The following is a 19,646-nucleotide window of genomic DNA, read 5'->3' on the forward strand; positions in this document are numbered from 1 at the left end:
GGTTCAAAGGGGGACGCGACATGGCGACCAAGGGAACACCGGCGGTGCGCGCGGTGGAGGCGGCGGGTGCCGCCTATCGTCTATTGGAATATGACTACGATCCCAACGCCGCCGCCATCGGGCTGGCGGCGGCGGAGGCCTTGGGCCTGGACCCAGCGCTGGTCTACAAGACGCTGGTCTGTCAGTTGGAAGGCGGTCCGGCCCCGGGCCTGGCCTGCGCGATCATCCCGGCGGCGGCCCGGCTGGACCTGAAGGCCCTGGCCGCCGCCGCCAAGTCCAAGAAGTCCGACCTGGCGCCCCAGGCGGTGGCGGAACGCAGCAGCGGCTATGTCGTGGGCGGCATCAGCCCCTTGGGCCAGCGCCGCAAGCTTCCCACCTTCCTGGATCGCTCGGCGGAAGCGCTGGCTGAAATCATCGTGAATGGCGGCCGGCGGGGCCTGCAATTGGCGCTGGCCCCGGCCGACCTGGTCAAGGCCGCCGACGCCCAGTGGGCCGATATCACCGTGCGTCAGGGGCCGTAGTCATTCGGGGCCGCTAGTAAACCCAACCGCATGAACTTTTCATGCCCCGTTGCCAAAGGCGGCGACCGGATCGAACATGAGGTCATCCTGACGGTGCGGGTAAACGCCGTCGGAGGGGGAGCCCATGCGCGAAACCAGCCGCCTCGCCCCGGTGCTGCGTGCGGTCGGGATGATCTGCATCGTGTTTCTGGCCGCCCTGTTCACGACCGGGCGCGCCCAGGCCGTTGATGCGCCGGCCAGTGCGGAAGCGCCCCTGGTCATCGTCTACCCCCGCTACAGCGATGACGGGGAGGACACGCGCAGCCTCTATCCCCTGGGGCTGCTGCGCCTGGCCCTGGACAAGATGGGCGTGCGCTATGAACTGCACGCCAGCGAAAGGGTAATGGGCCATTCACGCGCCATCGCCGCCCTGCGCGCCGGCGCGGAAATCAACCTGATCTGGACGGGCACCACGGCGGAGATGGAACGGGAGTTGAATCCCATCCGTATGCCGTTGACCCGGGGCCTGCTGGGCCACCGGCTGTTCATCATCCGCAAGGCGGACCAGGACCGCTTCTCCGCCGTCCATACGCTAGAGGATTTGCGCCGGCTGACCGCGGTCCAGGGGATGGGTTGGCCGGACGTGGACATCATGCGGGCCGCCGGCCTGCCGGTGGAGGCGCTGCGGTACGACCTGCTGTATTCGGTGTTGCAGCATGGGCGCGTGGATTACCTGCCGCGCAGCGCTTTTGAAATCTATGGGGAGCTGGCGTCGCGCCAGGCGGCTTTCCCCGATCTGGCGGTGGAGAAATCCCTGGTCCTGGTCTATCCCTTCGACATGTATTTCTTCACCCGCAAGGAAGACACGGCCCTGGCCCGGATCGTGGAGCGGGGGCTGGCGCGGGCCTACCAGGACGGTTCCTTCCTGAACTACTTCAACAACGCACCGTTTATCCGCCAGTTGATGGCCAACGCGGACTTGGACGGGCGGCGGCGCATCGTCATTCCCAACCCGTTACAATCACCGGAAACGGCGGCCCTGCCCAGCAACTACTGGCTGGGGGGCCAGCCGCCCTGACGCCAAACACCGGACCCCTCACGGCTTGGTGAAGGACGCCAGCGCCCCCGCGAGACGGTCCACCGCATCCCGGTCCGGCGGCAGGCCCAGCCGCAGCCAGCCCTCATGGCCACTATGCTCCGGGAATGACCGGGTCCATAGGCCGGACTGGGCCAGATGCCGCCACAAACGCTGCGCATCGCCCGCGTCCAGCAGGCGATAAAGGGCGGTGCCGCCCACCACCGGCAAACCCGCCCCGCGCACCATGCCGTCAAGGGCATCGGCCGCCACGGCCAGCCGGCGCCGGGTCTCCGCCTGCCAGTCCAGGTCCGCCAGCGCTGCCGCGCCCACGGCCAAGGCCGGGCCGCTAACCGCCCAGGCGCCGAGTTCCGTCCGCACGGCGTCCAGCAGCGGCGCCGACGCCAGGATGAAGCCCAGACGCAGGCCACCCAGGCCGAAGAACTTGCCGAAAGACCGGAGGAGGATGAGCCCTGGCCGGCCGGCATGGCCGCACAGGCTGCGGCTGGGATCGAGATCGGCGTAGGCCTCGTCCACCACCAGCCAGCCGCCCCGAGTGGCGAGGTCGGCCGCCCGGTCGAGCAGCGCCATGGGGTCCCAGGCCCGGCCGTCGGGATTGTTGGGGTTGCACACCACCAGGACATCGGCGGTGTTCAGCACCCCGTCCGGCGTGGGCACCAGCCGTACCCGGTGCCCGCCGGCCGACCAAGCACGGGCATGGTCGCCATAGGTGGGACCGACGATGGCGACCTCCCCCCGGGGCCGCAGGCGCGGCAGGGTCTGGATCAGCAGTTCCGAACCGGGCGCCGCGACCAGGCTGTCCGGCCCTGGCGCGCCATAAGCCCGGGCCGCCGCCACCAGCAGAGCGTCCATGGCGCCGCGTGTGGGCAGGGCGGTCCAGGCGGAAGGCAGCAAGGTCGGCAGTGGATAAGGCCAGGGGTTGATGCCGGTACTGAGGTCGATCCAGGGTGCCGGCGCGTCCGGGAACAGGCGGGCGGCCTGGGTCAGGTCGCCGCCGTGCCGGATGCCGTCACGCCCCTGCGGCGCGGCGGCGTCGTTCATGCTAAACCCCTGGTCCATGACGCTCTTTCCCGCCCTGTATCCCGCACTGCCCTGGCTGACCCTGGCCGCCCTGGCGCTGGAGGCCCTGCTGGGCTATCCCGACGCGCTGTACGCCCGCATCCGCCATCCGGTGGTGTGGCTGGGTGCCCTGATCGGCCGGCTGGACCGCGCCTGGAACCGGACCAGCCGGTCGGCGACGGTGCGCAAGGCGGCCGGCGTGGGGGCGGAGCTGGTGCTGGTGGGCGTGGCGCTGGCCGTCGGCGTCGCGGCGCAGGCCCTGCTGTCCCGATTGGGCGAGTTTTGGGGAACCCTGGTCACCGGCCTGACCGCCAGCAGCCTGCTGGCGCAGCGCAGCCTGCACCGCTTCGTCGCCGCCGTGCCAGCCGCCCTGCGCCAGCGCGGGCTGGAGGGCGGGCGCGAGGCGGTGTCCCATATCGTCGGCCGCAACCCGGCCAGCCTGGACGAGGCCGGGGTGGCCCGCGCCGCCATCGAAAGCCTGGCGGAGAACTTCTCCGATGGGGTGGTGGCGCCGGTCTTCTGGCTGGCGGTGGGCGGGCTGCCGGGCCTGCTGGCCTACAAGGCCATCAACACCGCCGACAGCATGGTGGGCCACCGCACGCCGAGGCATGAGGCCTATGGCTGGGCCGCCGCCCGGCTGGACGACCTGGTGAACCTGCCCGCCTCCCGCCTGACCGCCCTGCTGCTGATCCTGGCGGCCTGGACGCGGGGCGGAGCCGGCGCCAAGGCGGCTCTGACAGCCGTGCAGCGCGATGCCGGACGGCACCGCAGCCCCAACGCCGGCTGGCCGGAAGCGGCCATGGCCGGCGCCCTGGGCCTGCGGCTGGCGGGGCCGCGCACCTATGGCGACGTACGGGTGGACGATCACTGGATGGGCGACGGCCGCGCCGACGCCACCGCCGCGGATATCGACGCCGGGCTCAGCCTCTACCGCCGCAGCCTGGCCCTGCTGTGGGGCCTGGCGCTGGTGTTGGCGCTTTAAAGCCCTCATCTTTGGAACAGCACCTCGGACAGCGGGTGCCGGTGTTCCCAGTGGGCGCGTTCCAGTTCGGGCACATCGTCGGGCTCGGCGGGATAGCCGATGCAGAGATAGCCCACCAGCCGCCATCCCTGCGGCACCTCCAGCAGACCGTTCATCACCTCCGGCCGCAGGATCGAGACCCACCCCAGGCCCACCCCCTCCGTCCGTGCCGCCAGCCACAGGGTCTGGATGGCCGCGACGGCGGAATAGGCCAGGGTCTCCGGCATGGTGCGGCGCCCCAGGCCCGCGCCCTGTCCCGGGTCCGGGTCGACGAACACAGCCAGGTGGCACGGCGCCTCGCGCAGGCCGGCCAGCTTGAGGCTGGCGTACAGGTGGGCGCGATCCTGCGCCTGGGCGGCCAGCGCCTCGGCGTTGCAGCGCTCGAACTCCGCCCGGACGGCGTCACGGCGGGCGGGATCATCCACCCGGACGAAGCGCCAGGGCTGGCTGAGCCCCACGGACGGGGCCAGACAGGCCAAGTCCAGCAGGCGTTCCAGCAAGCCATCGGGCAGCGGATCGGTGCGGAAGCGCCGCACATCGCGCCGCCACACCAGCAGGTCACGGAAATGACCCCGAAAATCGGCGTCGAAGTCGGGGCAAGGCTTGTCGGGTGCGTTCATCGGCTGATGGCCCATAGCGCGTCGAGATCCAGGTGGCGTTCGGCGGCCTCGGCCAGCTCATCCAACGCCGCCTCCACCGTACCATCATAACTGTCCAGGCCGGGGGCCGCGTTCCATCGCCGGAGCCAAGCGGCCCGCTGGTCGTCGTGCCCGAACAGGCCGTGGACATAGGTGCCGGCGATGCGCCCGTCCAGGCTGACCGCCCCCTCCGCCACCCAATCACCGCCATCGGTATCCAGGTGCAACAGCGGCCGGGCGCGGTCCGGGCCCCGGGTCACGCCCAGGTGCATTTCATAGCCGGTCAGCGCCGCGCCGGTGGCGGCGTCCCGCCCCGTCACGGCGCGCAGCGTCTTGGCCGGCGCCAGCACCGTTTCCACATCCAGGTAGCCCAGGCCGGGGGCGGCGCCCGGCGGCCCCTCGATGCCATCGGGGTCGGCCAAGGAGCGGCCCAGCATCTGATAGCCACCGCACAGGCCCAAGACCCAGCCACCGCGCCGGATATGGCCGGCCAGGTCGATGTCCCAGCCCTGGGCGCGGAAAAAGGCGAGGTCGGCCAGCGTGGCCTTGGAACCGGGCAGGATGACGCCGTGGGCGTCGCCCGGCAGGGGCCGGCCGGGCGGCACCATCTCCACCGTCACACCCGGTTCCAGCCGCAGGGGGTCGAGGTCGTCGAAGTTGGCGATGCGCGACAGCATGGGCACGGCGATGCGCAACGCCCCGCCGGACAGCCGCCGGGCCCAGCGCGCCAGGTCCATGCCGTCCTCGGCCGGCAGGCGGGCCGCCGCCGGCTGGTGCGGCATGACGCCGAAGCAGGGCCAGTGGGTGCGCGCCTCGATCTCCGTCACGCCCTTGTCGAACAGGCGCATATCCCCCCGGAACTTGTTGATCAGGAATCCCCGGATCTGGGCGCGGTCGTCGGCATCCAGGACACGATGGGTGCCCACCAGGCTGGCGATGACGCCGCCGCGATCGATGTCGCCGGCCAGCACAACGGGAACGCCGGCGGCGCGGGCGAAGCCCATGTTGGCGATGTCGCCCGCGCGCAGGTTGGTTTCGGCCGGGCTGCCCGCCCCCTCCACCACCACCAGGTCGCACTGGCCGCGCAGGCGGTGGAAACTCTCCAGCACAGCGGGCAGCAACTCCCCCTTGCGGCGCTGATAACTGGCGGCGCCGGCAGTACCGATCACCCGGCCCCGCAGCACCAGTTGCGCGCCCACATCCGTCTGGGGCTTCAGCAGCACCGGGTTCATGTCGACCGACGGCGGCACGCCGCAGGCGCGGGCCTGAAGCGCCTGGGCCCGCCCAATCTCCCCCCGTCCGGGGTGACGGCAGCGTTGTTGGACATATTCTGCGGCTTGAAGGGCCGCACGCGCAGGCCACGCCGGCTGTACGCCCGCGCCAGCGCCGCCACCAGCAGCGACTTGCCGACGTCAGACCCGGTTCCCTGGATCATCAGCGCGCGGGCGCCCGATGCTGCGTCCGCCATCAGAAGTCGATCCCGCGCTGCGCCTTGATGCCGGCCTGGAAGGGGTGCTTCACCGCCTGGAACTCCGTCACCAGGTCGGCGGCCTCGATGATTTCCGGCTTGGCGTTGCGGCCGGTGAGCAGGACGTGGGTGTCGGGCAGACGGGCGTTCAACCCCGCGAGAACCTCGGCCACGTCCAGATAGCCATAGCGCAGGACGATGTTGATCTCATCCAGCACCACCAGATGGTACTGGGGATCGGCCAGCATGCGCCGGCCCAGGTCCCAGGCGCGGGACGCGGCGGCGATGTCGCGCGCCTTGTCCTGGGTATCCCAGGTGAAGCCCTCCCCCATCACATGGTGGTCGATCAGGTCGGCGAAGCGCGCCAGCGCCGCCTGCTCCCCCGTCGCCCAATTGCCCTTCACGAACTGGATGAAGCCAACGCGCAAGCCATAGCCGGCGGTGCGGAGCATCATGCCCAGCGCCGCCGTGGTCTTGCCCTTGCCGGGGCCGGTATGGACCATCAGCAGGCCCTTTTCCTGCGTCGCCTGGGCCACGCGCGCATCCTGCACCGCCTTGCGCTTGCGCATCTTCTCACGATGGCGCGCGGCGTCCTCATCGGATAGGGGCTGTTCGGGCGTCTCGGTCATGCTGTCCTCCCTCTGCGAACTTATTTCACTTTCAGTGGCAGCCCCGCCACCGTGAGAAAGACCTGCGATGCCAGGACCGCCAATCGCTGATGCAGGCGGCCGGCATGGTCGCGGAAGGCCCGGGCCAGGGCGTTGTCGGGCACGATGCCCAGGCCCACCTCGTTGCCCACCAGCACGATGGGCCCGGTGCAGGCGGCCAGCGCGTCCTCCAGCGCCGCGAACGCCGCCGGCACATCGCGGTCGGCCAGCATGACGTTGGTCAGCCATAGGGTCAGGCAATCCACCAGTAGCGGTCCGTTGCCATGGCGCGACAGGGCGTCAGCCAGGTCCAGCGGCGCCTCCACCGTCGTCCAGCCGGGCGCACGGTCGGCCTGATGCTGGCGGATGCGGTCCCGCATCTCATCATCCCAGGCCTGAGCGGTGGCGACATAGGTCCAGGGACCGGGCAGGCGGGTGACCAGCCCCTCGGCGAAGCGGCTTTTACCGGAGCGGGCGCCCCCCAGAACCAGGGTCACGCCCGGTATGGCCTCGTACTCCACGTTCCCACCTCTTCCCGCCAAGTGGCACCCACGACCGTCGTGACGGGCAAAAGAGCGCGAACGCGCGCGTCTGTCGAGTGTTGAAGGAAGACCGGGGCGTTGGCCTGGAGTCGCGGGTCGCGAAACGCCCGGCGCGGGCGTTCCCCTCCCCCGACCGCGATATGGGCCCGTGAAGGCGCCGACCACGGCAACCTTACGGCGACCCGCCGCCACCCAGCATGGCGGGGAATTGCGACATTTTATCACAAATATGTAAGCAGCCAGGTTTGGCCTTGAACTTGGGCTCTAAGGTGGTACCTGTTAGGCCATACTGCCTATTACCTATGAAATAGGTCTAGCCTGACCATGTCCCGCCCGCCCGCTTCCCCCCTTGCCCGCCCGCTGGCGATTGGCCTTGCCCTGTGGGCCATCGCCCTGGTGGCGATCGAAGCGCAGGTCATAAGCGGACGCTTCGTTTCGGAATTCCATATCTATGCCGAGGCCACCTGGGCCTGGTGGCGCGGAACAGAAATTTACGAGGACGGCATCAACGGCTTCCTCTACCTGCCGTCCAGCGCCGTCCTGTTCACACCCTGGGCCTACCTGCCCCCACTGCTGGGGGACGCGCTGTGGCGCCTGAGCCTGCTGGCCGTCTGCTGGTGGGGCGTGGCGCGGCTGTGCCGCCTTCTGGCGCCGGCGGATTGGCAGCGGGTGTTCGGTGTCGCGCTGCTGGCGGCGCTGCCCATCGGGGTGGTCGACCTGCGCGGCGCCCAGACGGAATTCCTGATGTTGGGCCTGATGCTGGGCGGGCTGGCCGATATCGCCGAAGGCCATTGGCGCCGTGCCGCCTTCCTGCTGGTGCTGGCCGGCGCCTTCAAGCCCCAGGCCCTGGCGTTGGTTCTGCTGGCCTTCGCCCTGTGGCCGGCGCTGCGCCTTCATCTGGCGCTATGGCTGGCGGCGGCGCTGGTTCTGCCGCTGGCGCACTGGAACCCCGGGTACGCCCTGGGCGAATATGGCCAACTGGTGCGCAAGACCATGAGCAGCGCCAACCCCGGCGGCGGCGTCTGGCATGATTTCGCCAACGGCCTGGCCACCCTGGGCCTGCCGCTGGACCTGACCGTGCAGACCGCCATCCGCGCCCTGGCCGGCGTGGCCGTCCTGGTGCTGGCGCGCGGTACGGTCAGCCGCCTGCCCGCGCCGCGCGCGGGTGCCACGGTGGCGGCCCTGATCGTGACGTATCTGCTGCTGTTCAATCCCCGCACCGTGCTGGGCCATTTCGGCGACATGGCACTGGTCGCCGGGGCCTTCGCCGGTTGGGAATTCCACATCCGGCGCAACCGCACCCTGGGCTGGATGCTGGTACTGCTGTGCTTCGCCCTGACCACCCATGTGTGGACGCGGGACCTGCACCTGGCCACGACCACCTGGTTCAAGCCGCTGCTGGCCTGCGGATTTGGTTTGTATGTGGTTGTCCGCTGGGTGCCGTCGCTGACCGACCCGACGCCCACCGACAGCGATACCGCTGGGGAGACACTGGCCACCCAAAGCTGATCCGCCCTATACTCCCTTCTGGAAAATTGCAGTGACGCCGGCCACAGTGAGCATGGAAGAGCGGCAATTTGTATAGGCATGCCTAAATTCGAACCGCTGCGTATCGAAGTAGGTTCCCCTGATCCTTTAAGCGCGTTAATTATTTCGGGCTGTGCCGGGCGGGGGGCGACCCTGGCCCCTGGGCGTGGCGTTGCACTTTTTCGCATCGCGTTGCCGGAGCCCCCTCCCCATGTGGATTGTCGCCTACGCCCTGAGGCGCCCCTACAGTTTCGCCGTGCTGGCCGGCCTGATCACGCTGCTGGGCGTGCTGAGCCTGTTCAAGATGCCCACGGACATCTTCCCGGAGGTGGAAATCCCCACGGTCACCGTGGTGTGGAGCTATTCGGGCCTGGACGCGCAGGAGATGACCGGCAAGATCACCGCCTTTGGTGAACTGGCCATCATCAACACCGCCGACAACGTGGCGGAGGTGGAATCCGAAACGTCCAACGGCGTGGGCATCATCCGCACCACGTTCCAGCCGGGCGTGAACATCGACCTGGCCATCTCCCAGATCTCGGCCATCTCGCAGACCATCCTGAAGCGCATGCCGACCGGCACGCAGCCGCCGCTGATCGTGCAGTACAGCCGCTCTTCCGTGCCGATCCTGCAGCTGGCGCTGTCATCCGACACCATGTCGGAGGCGCAGTTGTACGATTACGGCCGCATCACCATCCGCTCACAGATCAGCGACATCCCCGGCCTGCGCCTGCCGCTGCCCTATGGCGGCAACGCGCGCCAAATCATGGTCGACATCAACCCGGACAAGCTGCGCAGCTATGGCCTGACGCCCAACGACGTCAACAAGGCCATCTCCGCCCAGAACCTGAACCTGCCCTCCGGCACCGCCAAGATCGGGGACACCGAGTACCAGGTGGGTCTGAACAGCTCGCCCATAGCCGTCGACACCTTCAACGACATCCCCCTGCGCGACGTGAACGGCCGCACCGTGTTCATGCGCGACGTGGCCAACGTGCGCGACGGCGCCGCCGTGCAGACCAACGTGGTGCACGCCGATGGCCAGCCCGCCGTGCTGCTGACCATCATGAAGCTGGGCGGCGCCAGCACCCTGGCGGTGGTGGACGAGGTCATGCGCCGCCTGCCGGACATCCGCAAGGCGGCCCCGGCCGGCATGCGCATCGAACCCCTGTTCGACCAGACCACCTTCATCAAGCACGCCATGGAGGGCATCCAGCACGAGGGCCTGATCGTCGGCGCGCTGGTGGCCATCCTGATCCTGCTTTTCCTGGGCGGCTGGCGCAGCACGGCCATCGTTCTGACCTCCATCCCGCTGTCCATCCTGACGGCGGTGACCGTGCTGTCGATGGCGGGCCACACCCTGAACGTCATGACCCTGGGCGGCCTGGCGCTGGCCATCGGCATCCTGGTGGACGACGGCACCGTGGCCATCGAGAACATCCATCGCCACATCGGCATGGGCAAGCCCCTGCGCCAGGCCATCCTGGAAGGCTCGGACGAGGTGGCCTTCCCGGCGCTGGTGTCCACGCTGTGCATCTGCATCGTGTTCGTGCCCATCTTCTTCCTGCATGGCATCGCCAAGTACCTGTTCTCGCCACTGGCGTTGGCGGTCATCTCCTCGATGCTGATGAGCTACGTGCTGTCGCGGACCCTGGTGCCCGCCATGGCCGCCTGGATGCTGCCGGCGGAACTGCGCGGCCACGGCCATGGCGAGGAGGATCATCAGGGCCCCGCGCGGCCCGCCACGGGCGTCGCGGGCGCCTGGTCCCGCTTCCATGCCGGGTTCGAGCGCGGCTTCGAACATTTGCGCCAGCGCTATCTGCGGGTGCTGGGCGGCGGCCTGTCGCGGCCCTGGGCAGTCGTCGGTTTCGCCGTGGTCCTGCTGGCCTGCGCCGGCGCCACCATCCCCTTCGTCGGCATGAACTTCTTCCCCGAGGTCGACGCGGGGCAGTTCCGCCTGCACGTCCGCACCCCCGCCGGCACCCGGTTGGAGGAGGCGTCGCGCCAGTTCGGCGCCATCGAGCGGGAGATCCGCAAGATCATCCCGCCCGAGGAGCTGGGCCTGATCATCGACAACATCGGCCTGCCCGACCCCGTGAACCTGGGCCTGACCGACAGCGTCACCGTCAGTTCCGCCGACGGTGAAATCCTGGGCGCCCTGACCGACAAGCGGTCGCGTCCTACCCATGAGTATGTCGAGCAGATCCGCGCCATGGTGGCCAAGGATTTCCCCGGCGTGGAGATTTTCCAGAAGCCGGGCGACATCACCAGCCAGATCCTGAACGGCGCCGTCCCCACCCCCATCGACATCCGCATCATCGGCACGGCGCGGGGCCCCAACGCCCTGATCGCCGACGATTTGCGCCAGCGCCTGAAGAACATTCCCGGCCTGGTGGACGTGACCCTGCGCCAGGTGACCGCCACCCCCGGCTATCGCATCGAGGTGGATCGCGCCCGGGCCGCCGAACTGGGCCTGACCCAGAACGACGTGGCGCAGGAGGTGCTGGTGTCGCTGGCGTCCTCCGGCGTGGTCAATCCCAGCTATTGGATGGACGTCAACTCGCTGGTGATCTACCCGGTGGTGGTGCAGTCGCCCCAGCGCCTGATCAGCTCGCCGGAAGACCTGCTGAACACCCCCATCCACTCCACCCGCCTGTCGACCCCGGTCCTGCTGCGCAACGTGGCCAAGCTGGTGCCGACCAAGGTGGCCGCGGACATCAGCCGCACCTCCTTCTCGCCGCGCTATGACGTCATCGCCAACGTTTCGGGCCGGGACCTGGGGTCCGTCGGCCGCGACATCACGGCCGCCATCGACGCCGTGCGTCCCCAGTTGAAGCCCGGCAACCGCATCGAGATGGGCGGCCAGATCAAGACCATGCAGCAGGCCTACGGCGACATCGCCACCGGCATGGCCCTGGCCGTGGTGTTCGTCTACATGCTGATGGTGGTGAACTTCCAATCCTGGCTGGACCCGCTGATCGTGCTGGGGGCCACCCCGGCCGCCATCCTGGGCGGCGCCGTCATGCTGCTGCTGACCGGCACCACGTTCAGCGAGCCCGCGCTGATGGGCATGATCATGGTCATCGGCGTCGCCACCGCCAACAGCGTGCTGATGGTGTCCTTCGCCAACCAGCGGCGTGAGCAGGGACTGACACCCGTGGATGCCATGGCGGAGGCCGGCGGCGCCCGCCTGCGTCCTGTCATGATGACGGCGCTGGCCATGGTGCTGGGCATGATCCCCATGGCCCTGGCGCTGAGCGAAGGTGGGGAGCAGAACGCCCCCCTGGCCCGCGCGGTGATGGGCGGCCTGCTGTTCTCCACGCCCATGACGCTGCTGGCGGTTCCAGCATTGTATGTCCTGCTGCACCGCCGGCGCCACGCCGTGGTCGCCGCCCACCCCATGCCCGCCGGCTCGGCCGCCGAGTGATTTTAGGAGTTTGATGATGATGAGCGCCGCCCCTAAGACCACCACCCGCCGCCGGACCTGGATGCTGGGCACCGCCGTCGTGGCCCTGGCCGCCATCGGCATGGTGTCGGCCCCGCACTTGGCCAGCGGCACCAAGGCGCCGCCGGAAGCGCGCCCCCAGGCGCCGTTGCAGGTGAAGACCACCAACCCCAAGCCGGTGAAGTCATCGGATGGCCTGCTGTTGCCGGCCCAGACCCAGGCCCTGACCGAGTATACCGTGTACGCCCGCGTCTCCGGCTATATCGGCAAGCGCCTGGTGGATATCGGCGACATGGTCAAGGCGGGCCAAACCCTGGCCGTGATCGAGGCGCCCGACCAGGACCAGCAGTTGATGCAGGCGCGCGCGGCGCAGCATCAGGCGGAAGCCAACCTGGCGCTGGCCAAGTCCAACTACGGCCGGTCGAAATCCCTGCTGGGCGACGGTTGGGTGACGCGGGAGACCTATGACACCCGCGAGTCCGCCCTGAACGCCGCCCAGGCCGACCTGGAGTCCGCGATCGCCAACGTCAAGCGGCTGGAACAGCTGACCGCCTACAAGACGGTGACGACGGCCATCGACGGCATCATCACCCAGCGCCTGGTGGAACAGGGCGATCTGGTGGTGGCCGACGCCAGCAGCGGCAAGGCGCTGTACCAGGTGTCGCGCCAGGATCACCTGCGCCTGGTGATCGACGTGCCCCAGGGCCAGGTGCCCGCCGTGGCGGTGGGCACCCCGGTGGACGCCAGCTTCGTGGAGTTCCCGGGCCGCACCTTCCCCGCCAAGGTGGTGCGCATTTCCCACGCGGTGGACAGCACCAGCGGCACCATGCGGGTCGAGGCGGACCTGCCCAATCCCGAGCTGACCATTCCGGCGGGCATGCGCGGCAACGCCCGCTTTCCCCAGGCCGGCGCCCAGGTCCTGGCCCTGCCGGTGAACACCATCGTGACCCGGCCGGACGGCAAGCGCGTCGCCGTGGTCGATGGCGAGGGCAAGGTGCGCTTCCACGCCGTGACCCTGGGCCGCGAATTCAACACCACGGTCGAGGTGGTGGGCGGTGTCAGCGACAAGGACCGCGTGGTGCTGAACCCCAACACCATGCTGAACGACGGCGACGCCGTGACGGTGGCGGAAGACGCGCCCAAGGACGCGGGCGCCAAATAGGCCCCGCCCCTGGCATCGGATAAGCAAACGGCCGCCCTGGGGGCGGCCGTTTTCTATGGCACCGGATAGTGCCGGTGCCAGGCATCACAGTGAAGCGGACGTTTACCAGGGCTCGCAGCCGTTGCACTCGATCGGCGCAACGGACGCGACCTTACGCTCAGCAGTCACATGGTTGCTGGCATAAATGCCGATACCAGCGAGGATCAGGCAAGCCGCAGCGATCTTCTTGAAAGACATCACTTTTCCCCCATCATAGCGCCGTCCGGAACCATCCCGGCGGCAGGCGGGAAACTTGGTGAGCAAGCACTGTGCCAACTTCGCGGCCATCTACCATCAGGACAGTTTACAGGTCCAAAAACGCCAAGCCATTGTTAATCCGTTAAGATTTGGGCTATTAGGGAAATGGCGCCACAGTCTTAGGCAATATTATTGTTGCCTACCGGTAATAACGTCTCTTGGCGAGTAGGCAGAAATGACCCATCCTATCGTCCATTTCCATCACCTGGGGGCCTGAGCCGTGGGCGCCACCGCGAGTTTAATTGGCAGCTTGCTCTTAAGCGTTATCGCGAGTGGCACGGCCTTATCCGGGGTGACGGATCAGCCCAGCGAAAAACCGGTCATCCAGTTCCTCTACCCGGACGTAGGTCCCTTCCTGCAGGGCACGTCAGATGGCGAGGCAGTAAAAGGTCCAATCGCCCGCAGGGTTGAAACCCTGGCCTCATTGGCCGGATATGAAATCAGCTGGCTTGGGCCCATTCCCCGTAACCGCATTTTGGCGGACTTGCAGGACGGTCGCGCAGCCTGTACGCCGAACGTGATCAAAACACCGGATCGGGAAGCTCGGTTCAAGTTCACCAGCCCACTATTCCCCGGCGCCGATTGGCTTGTGATTACCCGCAAGGGCGAGGACTGGATCCGATCTTATCCCACGTTCCAAAGCCTTATCAGGGACCCTTCCCGGGTTTATGGCAACATGTTGGGCGCGTCAAAGGGACCTGAACTTGATCGCCTGGCTTCCGAGGAAGCGAACCATGTACGCCCCATCCGCGGCACCCCCGCTGACTTGGTCAAGATGGTTGCGGCCGGCCACATCGACTACACCATCGTTTCAGGTCCGGATGATGCCCAGAAGGCGGCGGTATCAGCTGGTGTAAACCCCAATGATCTCGTCATTACCCACTTCCCCGAACTGTCCGCCGTTGGCGCAGGCCATATCATGTGCGCGGCGACGGTGAGCGATGAGGTGATCGCCGCGTTCGACAAGGCGCTGGCGAGCATGCCCTGAACCGGCCTTTGGCCAAGACGGGTGGACGGCGGCGGCGGGGCGGCCCATAAAGGCGGAACCTCTTGCCCTGCCCGGTCTTTCCCGCTGCGATGACGCCCGACACATCCCCCGCCACCGATTCCGAAGCCCACACCTGGGACCCCGACCTGTTGCTGGCCATCGCCACGACGGAGGAAGGCTGCGCCACGCTGGCCCAGCTGGGACTGGTGCGCCCCAAGCAGGCGGCGGCCATGGGCTTGGTGCCCCTGCCCCTCGTGCTGCCCGATAAGGAGCAGGTGTGGGTGGAGGCGGGCCGGCAGGAAGAGCTGCTGGCCACCATCCAGCGCCGCGCGGCGGAGGCCGTGGCCCGCCCCGCCCTGCTGACCGCCGCCCGCCCGCCGCTGCGCGAGGCGGGATTTGAGATCACCCCGGCCATCGTGCCCGATCGCGTGCGCGTCACCCAGCGGCTGGAAGTGCGGCTGCCCAGCTTCCCGCATCCCTATCGCCTGAACGTGGACCGCACCTTTTCCGTGGGGGAGCTGTCGGACCTGGACGGCGCGGGCCTGGTCGATCTGGTCAGCACCGACGGCAAGCTGAATGGACGTCGGCGCGACGCCGAAGGCAGCCTGGCCCGTCGCTTGACGGAGATCGAGGCGGAGGTTTCGAGCGACGCCGACGCCCTGGCCGAGATTCGGGACCGGCTGTGGCGGGCCACCCACCACCTGACGGACGCGCCGTCGGTGCTGCGCCGCTGGGAACGGGAAGTGGCGGGCTGGGCCCAGGACCGCATCCACGCCCGCGGCCGCAGCTTCGTCGACAGCCATTTCGACCTGAAGCGCTATGAGGACCTGTTCCCCCTGGCGCGCAGCATGCCGCGCCGCCTGGTGCTGGTGGTGGGCCCCACCAATTCCGGCAAGACCCACCGCGCCATGCAGGCCCTGAAGGACGCCCGCAGCGGCGCCTACCTGGCGCCCTTGCGCCTGCTGGCGCTGGAGATCATGGACCGCCTGAACAAGGAGGGCGTGGCCGCCAACCTGGTGACAGGCGAAGAGGAGATCCGCGTGCCCGGCGCCCGCATCACCGCCTCGACGGTCGAGATGCTGGATCCCGAAAGCCGTTTGGACGTGGCGGTGATCGACGAGGTCCAGATGCTGGCGGACGCGGAGCGTGGCTGGGCCTGGTCGGCCGCCCTGGTCGGCGTGCCGGCGGAAACGGTGTTCCTGCTGGGCTCCCCCGACATCCGTCCGGTGGTCGAGCGCATGGCCCAGTATCTGGGCGAGCCCCTGGAGGTGGTGGAGCTGGAGCGCAAGACGCCGCTGAAGCTGATCGACCGCCGGCTGGAGTGGAGCGACGTGCAGGCCGGCGACGCCCTGATCGCCTTTTCCCGGCGCGAGGTCCATTCCGTCCGCGAAACGATCCGCGCCAAGGGCTTGAGCGCCGCCGTCATCTATGGCGCCCTGGCGCCCGAGGTGCGCCGGCGGGAGGCGGAGCGCTTCACCACCGGCGAGGCCGACGTGGTGGTGGCGACGGACGCCATCGGCATGGGCCTGAACCTGCCCGTGCGCCGGGTGCTGTTCACCAGCCTGGAGAAGTTCGACGGGCATGAGGTGCGCCCCCTGTCGGGGTCGGAGGTGCGGCAGATCGCTGGTCGCGCCGGCCGCTATGGCAAGTTCGAGGTGGGGGAATACGGCGTGGTCGGGCGCGGCAGCCCCAACGCCCTGCGCCATATGTACAAGGCGGCGGATGAGAAGGTGCACGCCGCCCTGGCCCTGACCCTGCGGCCCACCCGCGCCATGATGGAACGCCTGGCCACCTACGTCGGCACGGACCGCCTGGTGCCGCTGGTGGACTGCTTCGCCGCCGCCGACACCAAGGGCTCCCCCTACGCCCTGGCCGATTTGGCGCCGGTGCGTAAGATGGCGGTGGCCCTGGACGCCCGGCGCCTGGACTTCGCCCGCCGCCTGACCCTGCTGTTCATGCCGGCGGACCTGGACCGCGAGACCGACGCCGACCTGGTCTACGGCATCTGCCGCGCGCTGGAGCGGGAACAGCCCCTGCTGCTGGACAACGTGGCCGGCAAGCGCATCGACAGCCTGGACGATCTGGGGCTGGAGGCGCAGTCGCGCATCTGCGACCTCTATTACTGGGCCACCCGCAAGTTCCCCACCTACTTCCCCGACCGCGAGGCCGTCACCGAACGCCGCGCCGCCGTGGCCGAGCGCCTGGCCCAGGTCCTGGCCATGCGCAGCCGCGCCCGCGCCGGCGGCGAAGGGCCCAACAAGCCCAAGCCCGGTTTCAGGGGAGCGCCAAGGAAGCGCTACGGGCCCAAGCGGAAGTAACGATCAGGCGAAACTCAGCGCCCGTGAAATCTGCTCCGCCGTGCTTTGCAGCGCCGGCAGGAACTCCTGCCTTAGCTGCGCCTCGCTTACCCGCGAGGCATGGGTGCTGACGTTCATGGCGGCGATGACCGCCCCGCCCCGCCCGCGGATGGGCACGGCGATGGAGCGCAGGCCCTCCTCCAACTCCTGGTTCACCAGGGCCCAGCCCTGGCCGCCAGCCTGGCGCACGGCGGCCTTGACCGCGTCCGCCGCGATGCCCGGGGTGGCGGCCAGGATGGCGTCCAGCTCGGCATCCGGCAGGGCAGACAGCAGGACCCGCCCCATGGAGGTGCGGGCCGCCGGCAGGCGGGTGCCGATGCTGATCTCGATGGACATGATGCGCTTCATCGGCACGCGCGCGACATAGACGATGTCCGTGCCGTCCAGCACGGAGATGGAGCAGGATTCCTGCACCCGGGCCACCAGTTCCTGCATGAAGGGCTGGGCGACACCCGTCAGGGTCAGGGATGACAGGTACGCCAGGCCCAGGTTCAGCACCTTGGGCCGCAGGCTGAACAGCTTGCCATCGAAGGCGACATAGCCCAGGGCGCACAGGGTGTGCAGCAGGCGCCGGGCGGTGGCGCGCGTCACCTCCGCCCGTTTCGCCACCTGGGTCAGGGTCATGGGCGTGTGGGTGGCGCCGAAGGCCTCGATCACCGACAGGCCGCGCGCCAGGGCGCGCACGAATTCGCCCCCCTCGTCCCCCGTCTCCACATCCACCTCGGTCATCGGCCGCGCCTCCACCATGCAGGTGCCCCGCCCACGGGCCGTTGACAGGCCGTGGCGTCAGGTCCATTGTGATGTTCATTATACGGACATTTGTACGCTAGACGAACAAAAATATGCGGTCGCCGGAAAAAGGCGGCCGATGGCTTCCCCGGGGAGGGAACGGCAAAAGACGCCCCGCGCGATCACCGACCAGGTGACTGCCACCAGGACGCCGGTCAGCCCCTTGCCCCCGCGATGACGAAGGAGTGGGTGTTCATGACCGAAGTCTTCATCTGCGATGCGATCCGCACCCCCATTGGGCGCTATGGCGGCGCCCTGTCGTCGGTGCGCGCCGACGATCTGGCGGCCGTGCCACTGCGGGCGCTGATGGCGCGGAACGCCGCAGTGGACTGGGACGTGGTGGGCGACGTCGTCTTCGGCTGCGCCAACCAGGCGGGTGAGGACAACCGCAACGTGGCCCGCATGGCCCTGCTGCTGGCGGGCCTGCCCGTGGGCCTGGGCGGCACCACCGTCAACCGGCTGTGCGGGTCGGGCATGGACGCGGTGGCCATGGCCGCCCGCGTCGTGGCCCTGGGCGAGGCGGAGTTGATGATCGCCGGCGGGGTAGAAAGCATGTCCCGCGCGCCCTTCGTCATGGGCAAGGCGGAGGACGCCTTTTCCCGCAAGGCGGAGATTTTCGACACCACCATCGGCTGGCGTTTCGTTAACAAGGCGATGAAGGCGGCCTACGGCGTCGACAGCATGCCCGAGACAGGCGAGAACGTGGCCGAGGACTTCGGCATCGCTCGCGCCGACCAGGACGCCTTCGCCATCGCCAGCCAGCAGAAGGCCGCAGCCGCCCAGGCCCGTGGGCGGTTCGAGCGGGAGATCGTTCCCGTCACCATCCCCCAGCGCAAGGGCGACCCCAAGGTGGTGTCGGTGGATGAGCACCCCCGCCCCGACACGACGCTGGAGGCGCTGGCCAAGCTGAAGGGCGTGGTGAAACCTGACGGCACGGTGACCGCCGGCAACGCCTCCGGCGTGAACGACGGCGCCGCCGCCCTGCTGCTGGCGTCCGCCGAGGGCGTGCGCAAATACGGCCTGACGCCCCTGGCCCGCTTCGTCGGCGCGGCCACCGCCGGCGTGCCGCCGCGCGTCATGGGCATCGGCCCGGCCCCGGCGACGCAAAAGCTGCTGGCCCGCCTGGGCCTGACCGTCAGCGACCTCGATGTGGTGGAGTTGAACGAGGCCTTCGCCAGCCAGGGGCTGGCCGTGCTGCGCCAGTTGGGCATCGCCGACGACGACGTGCGGGTGAACCCCAACGGCGGCGCCATCGCCCTGGGCCATCCCCTGGGCATGTCCGGTGCCCGCCTGGTCGCCACCGCCGCCCATGAACTGGCCGGGTCGGATGCCAAACGCGCCCTGTGCACCATGTGCATCGGCGTGGGCCAGGGCATCGCCAGCATCATCGAACGGGTCTGAGGAAAGGAAATACCAATATGTTATCCAAAGTCCACGCTTCAGCCCTGGAGGCCCTGGCCGATGTCGCCGATGGCGCCACCGTCATGGTGGGCGGCTTCGGCAACGCCGGCATGCCCATGGAACTGGTGGACGCCCTGATCGAGCAGGGGTCCCGGGACCTGACGATCGTCAGCAACAACGCCGGCAACGGCACCACCGGCCTGGCCGCCTTGCTGGCGGCGGGCCGGGTGCGCAAGGTCGTCTGCTCCTTCCCCCGCCAGACCGACAGCTTCGTCTTCGATGAACTGTACCGCGCCGGCAAGGTGGAACTGGAGTTGGTGCCCCAGGGCAACCTGGTGGAGCGCATCCGCGCCGCCGGCGCCGGCATCGGCGGCTTCTTCACCCCCACCGGCTATGGCACGCCGCTGGCCGAGGGCAAGGAGACGCGGGTCATCGACGGCAAGGGCTATGTCCTGGAATACCCCATCCACGCCGACGTGGCCCTCATCAAGGGTCGGCTGGCCGACCGCTGGGGCAACATGGTCTTCCGCAAGACCGCGCGCAACTTCGGCCCCATCATGGCGTCCGCGGCCAAGGTGTCGGTGGCGCAGGTGGAGGAGATCGTGGAGTTGGGCACGCTGGACCCGGAGACCATCGTCCTGCCCGGGATATTCGTCAGCCGCGTGGTGGCCGTGGGCAAGTCCGCCCGCGCCGCCGCCTGAGGTCAAGG

16 protein-coding genes and 1 pseudogene are annotated in these 19,646 nt (G+C 68.9%); 10 read left to right on the top strand and 7 right to left on the bottom strand.

All coding sequences use genetic code 11. The features are described from left to right. Nucleotides 1-20: 20 nt before the first annotated feature. Both ybaK and UCD39_RS12035 read left to right on the top strand, forming a co-directional pair. Nucleotides 21-521, top strand: coding sequence for a Cys-tRNA(Pro) deacylase (ybaK, locus tag UCD39_RS12030; protein WP_330496249.1), 501 nt, complete (start codon nt 21-23; stop codon nt 519-521). Nucleotides 522-645: 124 nt separating this feature from the next. Further along, entirely contained in the window at nt 646-1,578 is a 933-nt protein-coding gene (locus UCD39_RS12035) for a substrate-binding periplasmic protein (protein WP_330496250.1), read from the top strand. Nucleotides 1,579-1,596: 18 nt separating this feature from the next. Here the strand turns inward: UCD39_RS12035 and cobD are convergent, their stop codons facing one another. Beyond that, nucleotides 1,597-2,637 (bottom strand): threonine-phosphate decarboxylase CobD, encoded by a 1,041-nt coding sequence (gene cobD, locus UCD39_RS12040; RefSeq protein WP_330496251.1) that lies wholly within the window; start codon nt 2,635-2,637, stop codon nt 1,597-1,599. A 16-nt stretch (nt 2,638-2,653) separates the two neighbouring features. Between cobD and cbiB the strand changes: the two genes are divergently transcribed. Continuing rightward, complete coding sequence (cbiB, locus tag UCD39_RS12045) at nt 2,654-3,637, top strand: adenosylcobinamide-phosphate synthase CbiB (protein WP_330496252.1); 984 nt, start codon at nt 2,654-2,656, stop codon at nt 3,635-3,637. 5 nt (nt 3,638-3,642) lie between these two features. Here cbiB and bluB read toward each other — a convergent pair whose 3' ends face one another. The 4 genes and pseudogenes from bluB to cobU form a co-directional block, all read right to left on the bottom strand. Beyond that, entirely contained in the window at nt 3,643-4,296 is a 654-nt protein-coding gene (gene bluB / locus UCD39_RS12050; RefSeq protein ID WP_330496253.1) for a 5,6-dimethylbenzimidazole synthase, read from the bottom strand. Continuing rightward, nucleotides 4,293-5,782 (bottom strand): annotated as a pseudogene (locus tag UCD39_RS12055) (cobyric acid synthase). Before UCD39_RS12055 ends, bluB begins: the two are co-directional and overlap by 4 nt. Then, complete coding sequence (cobO, locus tag UCD39_RS12060; protein WP_330496254.1) at nt 5,782-6,411, bottom strand: cob(I)yrinic acid a,c-diamide adenosyltransferase; 630 nt, start codon at nt 6,409-6,411, stop codon at nt 5,782-5,784. The pseudogene UCD39_RS12055 and the gene cobO overlap by 1 nt, the downstream one beginning before the upstream one ends. Before the next feature lie 20 nt (nt 6,412-6,431). Further along, nucleotides 6,432-6,950 carry a bifunctional adenosylcobinamide kinase/adenosylcobinamide-phosphate guanylyltransferase gene (gene cobU / locus UCD39_RS12065; RefSeq protein WP_330496255.1) on the bottom strand — a complete coding sequence of 173 codons (519 nt, stop codon included), beginning with the start codon at nt 6,948-6,950 and terminating at the stop codon, nt 6,432-6,434. A gap of 345 nt (nt 6,951-7,295) precedes the next feature. Between cobU and UCD39_RS12070 the strand changes: the two genes are divergently transcribed. The 3 genes from UCD39_RS12070 to UCD39_RS12080 all read left to right on the top strand — a co-directional run bounded on the left by UCD39_RS12070 (nt 7,296) and on the right by UCD39_RS12080 (nt 13,105). Next, nucleotides 7,296-8,480: a glycosyltransferase 87 family protein gene (locus UCD39_RS12070; protein WP_330496256.1), complete on the top strand. Its 1,185-nt coding sequence runs from the start codon at nt 7,296-7,298 to the stop codon at nt 8,478-8,480. Nucleotides 8,481-8,709: 229 nt separating this feature from the next. After that, nucleotides 8,710-11,925: an efflux RND transporter permease subunit gene (locus UCD39_RS12075; protein WP_330496257.1), complete on the top strand. Its 3,216-nt coding sequence runs from the start codon at nt 8,710-8,712 to the stop codon at nt 11,923-11,925. Between the two features lie 19 nt (nt 11,926-11,944). After that, complete coding sequence (locus tag UCD39_RS12080) at nt 11,945-13,105, top strand: efflux RND transporter periplasmic adaptor subunit (RefSeq protein WP_330496258.1); 1,161 nt, start codon at nt 11,945-11,947, stop codon at nt 13,103-13,105. A 102-nt stretch (nt 13,106-13,207) separates the two neighbouring features. On the opposite strand, the gene UCD39_RS12085 is transcribed toward UCD39_RS12080, so the two are convergent. Beyond that, nucleotides 13,208-13,432 (bottom strand): hypothetical protein, encoded by a 225-nt coding sequence (locus UCD39_RS12085; RefSeq protein WP_330496259.1) that lies wholly within the window; start codon nt 13,430-13,432, stop codon nt 13,208-13,210. A gap of 190 nt (nt 13,433-13,622) precedes the next feature. On the opposite strand from UCD39_RS12085, the gene UCD39_RS12090 reads away from it, so the two are divergent. After that, nucleotides 13,623-14,390, top strand: a complete 768-nt coding sequence (locus tag UCD39_RS12090) for a substrate-binding periplasmic protein (RefSeq protein ID WP_330496260.1) — start codon at nt 13,623-13,625, stop codon at nt 14,388-14,390. Nucleotides 14,391-14,479: 89 nt separating this feature from the next. Further along, nucleotides 14,480-16,708, top strand: a complete 2,229-nt coding sequence (locus tag UCD39_RS12095) for a helicase-related protein (protein ID WP_330496261.1) — start codon at nt 14,480-14,482, stop codon at nt 16,706-16,708. A gap of 3 nt (nt 16,709-16,711) precedes the next feature. On the opposite strand, the gene UCD39_RS12100 is transcribed toward UCD39_RS12095, so the two are convergent. Next, a complete protein-coding gene (locus tag UCD39_RS12100) occupies nt 16,712-17,476 on the bottom strand; it encodes an IclR family transcriptional regulator domain-containing protein (protein WP_330496262.1) in 765 nt (254 codons plus the stop codon). 255 nt (nt 17,477-17,731) lie between these two features. On the opposite strand from UCD39_RS12100, the gene pcaF reads away from it, so the two are divergent. Both pcaF and UCD39_RS12110 read left to right on the top strand, forming a co-directional pair. Continuing rightward, entirely contained in the window at nt 17,732-18,937 is a 1,206-nt protein-coding gene (pcaF, locus tag UCD39_RS12105) for a 3-oxoadipyl-CoA thiolase (protein ID WP_330496263.1), read from the top strand. 17 nt (nt 18,938-18,954) lie between these two features. Then, complete coding sequence (locus tag UCD39_RS12110; RefSeq protein ID WP_330496264.1) at nt 18,955-19,638, top strand: 3-oxoacid CoA-transferase subunit A; 684 nt, start codon at nt 18,955-18,957, stop codon at nt 19,636-19,638. The last annotated feature ends 8 nt before the right edge of the window (nt 19,639-19,646 follow it).

Source organism: Nitrospirillum karajorum, assembly GCF_036348415.1.
Taxonomy (GTDB): Bacteria; Pseudomonadota; Alphaproteobacteria; order Azospirillales; family Azospirillaceae; genus Nitrospirillum; species Nitrospirillum amazonense_B.